The organism is Streptomyces albospinus (assembly GCF_014648695.1).
Classification (GTDB): domain Bacteria; phylum Actinomycetota; class Actinomycetes; order Streptomycetales; family Streptomycetaceae; genus Streptomyces; species Streptomyces albospinus.
In genome coordinates this window covers 1-2816 of sequence record NZ_BMRP01000116.1, presented here as the reverse complement: position 1 = coordinate 2816, position 2816 = coordinate 1, and the positions used below count along the sequence as shown (strand labels likewise).

Here is a 2816-nt window from a genome sequence, read left to right as displayed (position 1 = left end):
CCGCCGCTGCCGCCGATGCCGAGCCAGTGCGTGTTGTCGGTGCCGACGACACCGGCGGTGCCGGTGTACTCGGTGGTGCCGTCCGAGCTGGGCTCGGTGCCCATCACGTGGTTGCCGGGGGACGCCGGACCGGTACCGATGGCCTGCTCCAGACCGCCCCCGGAGACGAGACCGCTGCCGCAGTCCGCATGGGTCGAGATCTCGGAGAAGGTGGTGGTGGGCCCGGCGGTGGCGCCGGGGGTCTTCACGGTCACGTTCACGGTGTTGGCGTACGCGACCCCGGGCACAGCCAGGGCCAGCAGGGCGCCTATCACCATCCCCTTGCCGGCCACCAGGCGCGGCAGCAATCTGGTCTTCATCGGACTCTCCCTCTTGACTGCAGCGCTGCGTACGGGGGAGGCAGCGCGGACGAAAGCCGTGCAGGAGGAGAACCGACCGCCTGGGGGAACGGCCGTCACGGGTCCGAGGGCGGCTGGGGAGCAATCGGCGGTGGGAGTCGGAACCCGTACGAGCCGGCACCCAACGCGGCTCGCAGACGCGGACTGTAACAGTCGGCCGGAAACCGCAGCTACGGGTGAATCACACAGATCGGACTGGCGGATGCTACATCTGATGACTATTCGCGCTCGCACTTGAGGGTCCCTGCCCGCACCGTTGCGGCGGGCCCGGCCACCGCTGCCAGACCGCCCGATCCGGCGCCCACCCGCCGAGTGGAGCGTTCCCGGGCCCGATGACACCGCGGCCTCCGCCGTGAACATGCACGCTCGCCTTCGTGCCGTCGTAGATGGTCTCGTCATGCTCGTCGGGCTTCGGGCTTCGGGCTTCGGGCTTCGGACTTCGGCCGAGCGGACGTCAGCAATCCACCGGACCGCACCCCGAGGGAAGGCCGCCCGGCACGACCGGCAAGCGGGTGGCCGTCAAGCAGAGCCCCAGGCACAGTTCGGGCTCGCTGTGTTCGATGACCTCACGCACCTCTGCCTCGTCGGCCTCGAAGACCGTCTCGCCCATACGCGGATCCCGAGCGTGGAGCGTGTGGATGAGTGGACCGAAGGGCCCGGATGCGCGGCTGGCCGATGAGCCGGGGTGCGGCACGCCGGACGATGTCCGCGACGCCTACGTGACCCACCTCGCCTCCGGTGCAAGGGCCTCTGCCCGGTGGCTCCCCATCGGCCATGGCCGGCATCCGGGCCGTGAGAGCAAGACGGTCTGCGCCTATCAGAATGGCGAGCTCTTTGCGGCATACCGGGCGCGTGCCCGCTCCAGGGCGGCGTCGAAGTACCTGTTCGTCGTGCCCGAGGCGACCGCTAGCCGTGAATGTGCCGGTGCCGCAATCGAGTTGATGTTCTTTTGCAGCTTCGAGTTTCGCGTCCGAGCAGTACCCGGCGTCGACCAGGGCTTGTGTAAATGACGAGTTGCTGGTCCCGGTCGGCGATATCCAGGACGTCGCAGCTGACGGTGACGGGGCCGACGAGGGGGTGCTCGAAGGTCTTGCAGGGGGTGGGGCGGGCGGTCACGTCGTGGGTGGCCCAGAGCCTGGTGAACTCCTCGCTGTTGGCGAGGAGTTCCTTGACCAGACTGGTCACCTCCGGGTCGTTGGGGTAGCGAGCTGCGGCGGCGCGCAGGTGCTGGGCCGAGGTCCGGGCGAACTCGTCCGCGTCCGAGACGCCGTACAGCCGTCGGCCGTGCCGGTGCGGGCCGAGGAAGGCGCGTCGGATGAGGTTGCGGTCCCGGCGCGACAGGGCGGAGAGGTTCTCCATCAGGGCGGCGCCCAGGTCGTTCCAGGCGATGACCTCATACGTCGCGGACATCACGATCGCCGCGGCCTGCGGCAGCCGCTGCAGCAGGTCGACGATGCTCTGTCGTACCTCCCGCGAAGGCCCTGGCAGCGGTCCGGGCGGGGCACCGGCGAGGTGGTGGAGGTGATCGCGCTCGGCGTCCGACAGACGTAGCGCGCGGGCGAGTTGGGCCAGCACCTCGCGGGAAGGGTGCGGGGCTCGGGCCTGCTCCAGTCGCGTGTAGTACTCGGTCGAGATGAACGCCAGCTGCGCCACCTCCTCACGACGCAGTCCCGGGGTGCGGCGGCGCGCCCCGGCGGGCAACCCCACGTCGGCGGGGGTGATGCGCTCGCGCCTGCTGTGCAGGAAGTCACCAAGCTCTCGTCGTACTCGTCGATCCATCTCCCCAGTGTGCGCGGGCGCCGAGGCCCCAGCCAGGTACTGCCGGTGCCTGGATGAGCGGGGCGGCCGGGCACAGGCTCGTCGGCATGAACAACACACCGATCACGTCCATCACGACCTCGGGCCTGCTCACCGACAAGGTCGCTTTCATCACTGGTGCCGGTCGCGGCATCGGGGCCGCAGCAGCGCGGCTGTTTGCCCGGGAGGGTGCCCGGGTGCTCCTCGCGGCACGCACGGAGGCCCAGCTCAAGGCGGTGGCCGAGGGGATTCGGACGGCCGGCGGCACCGCGGACTACGTGGTGTGCGACCTGGCCGATCCGGCAAGCGTCCGTGCCGCCGTCAACCGGTCCGTGGAGCTGTACGGCCGGCTCGACGTGGCGTTCAACAACGGCGCGACGGGTCAGCCGCCCGGCCCGATGGACCAGCTGTCGGAGGCCGATTTCGACCACGTCTGCGCCGTCAATCTCAAGGGCCCGTGGCTGGCCATGACCGCCGAGATCGCTGCCATCCGCGCCACCGCGAAGCGCGGAGCCATCGTCAACACTTCCAGTGTCGGCAGCCTGATGGGCAACCCCCAGCTGCCCGCGTACGGCGCGGCGAAGCGGGCAGTCAACAGCCTCACCGCGTCGGCAGCCGCCA

General features: G+C 70.1%; 3 protein-coding genes and 1 pseudogene. 1 reads left to right on the top strand and 3 read right to left on the bottom strand.

Translation table 11 applies throughout. The features are described from left to right. The 3 genes and pseudogenes from IEZ17_RS41405 to IEZ17_RS41395 all read right to left on the bottom strand — a co-directional run. Nucleotides 1-359, bottom strand: a pseudogene (locus IEZ17_RS41405) (hypothetical protein); the annotation flags it as partial. Between the two features lie 493 nt (nucleotides 360-852). Then, nucleotides 853-1008 (bottom strand): hypothetical protein, encoded by a 156-nt coding sequence (locus tag IEZ17_RS41400; RefSeq protein WP_189308801.1) that lies wholly within the window; start codon nucleotides 1006-1008, stop codon nucleotides 853-855. A gap of 296 nt (nucleotides 1009-1304) precedes the next feature. Next, the gene (locus IEZ17_RS41395; protein ID WP_189308800.1) at nucleotides 1305-2177 is read right to left on the bottom strand and encodes a helix-turn-helix transcriptional regulator; all 873 of its coding nucleotides are present in this window, start codon (nucleotides 2175-2177) and stop codon (nucleotides 1305-1307) included. 53 nt (nucleotides 2178-2230) lie between these two features. Between IEZ17_RS41395 and IEZ17_RS41390 the strand changes: the two genes are divergently transcribed. After that, nucleotides 2231-2816 (top strand): SDR family NAD(P)-dependent oxidoreductase (locus IEZ17_RS41390; protein WP_189308799.1); only part of this gene is annotated, 586 nt, incomplete at its 3' end.

Coding starts and splice junctions, on each gene's coding strand:
- IEZ17_RS41395 (WP_189308800.1), bottom strand. CDS start 2,177: ATGGATCGACGAGTACGACGAGAGCTTGGTGACTTCCTGCACAGCAGG.
- IEZ17_RS41400 (WP_189308801.1), bottom strand. CDS start 1,008: ATGGGCGAGACGGTCTTCGAGGCCGACGAGGCAGAGGTGCGTGAGGTC.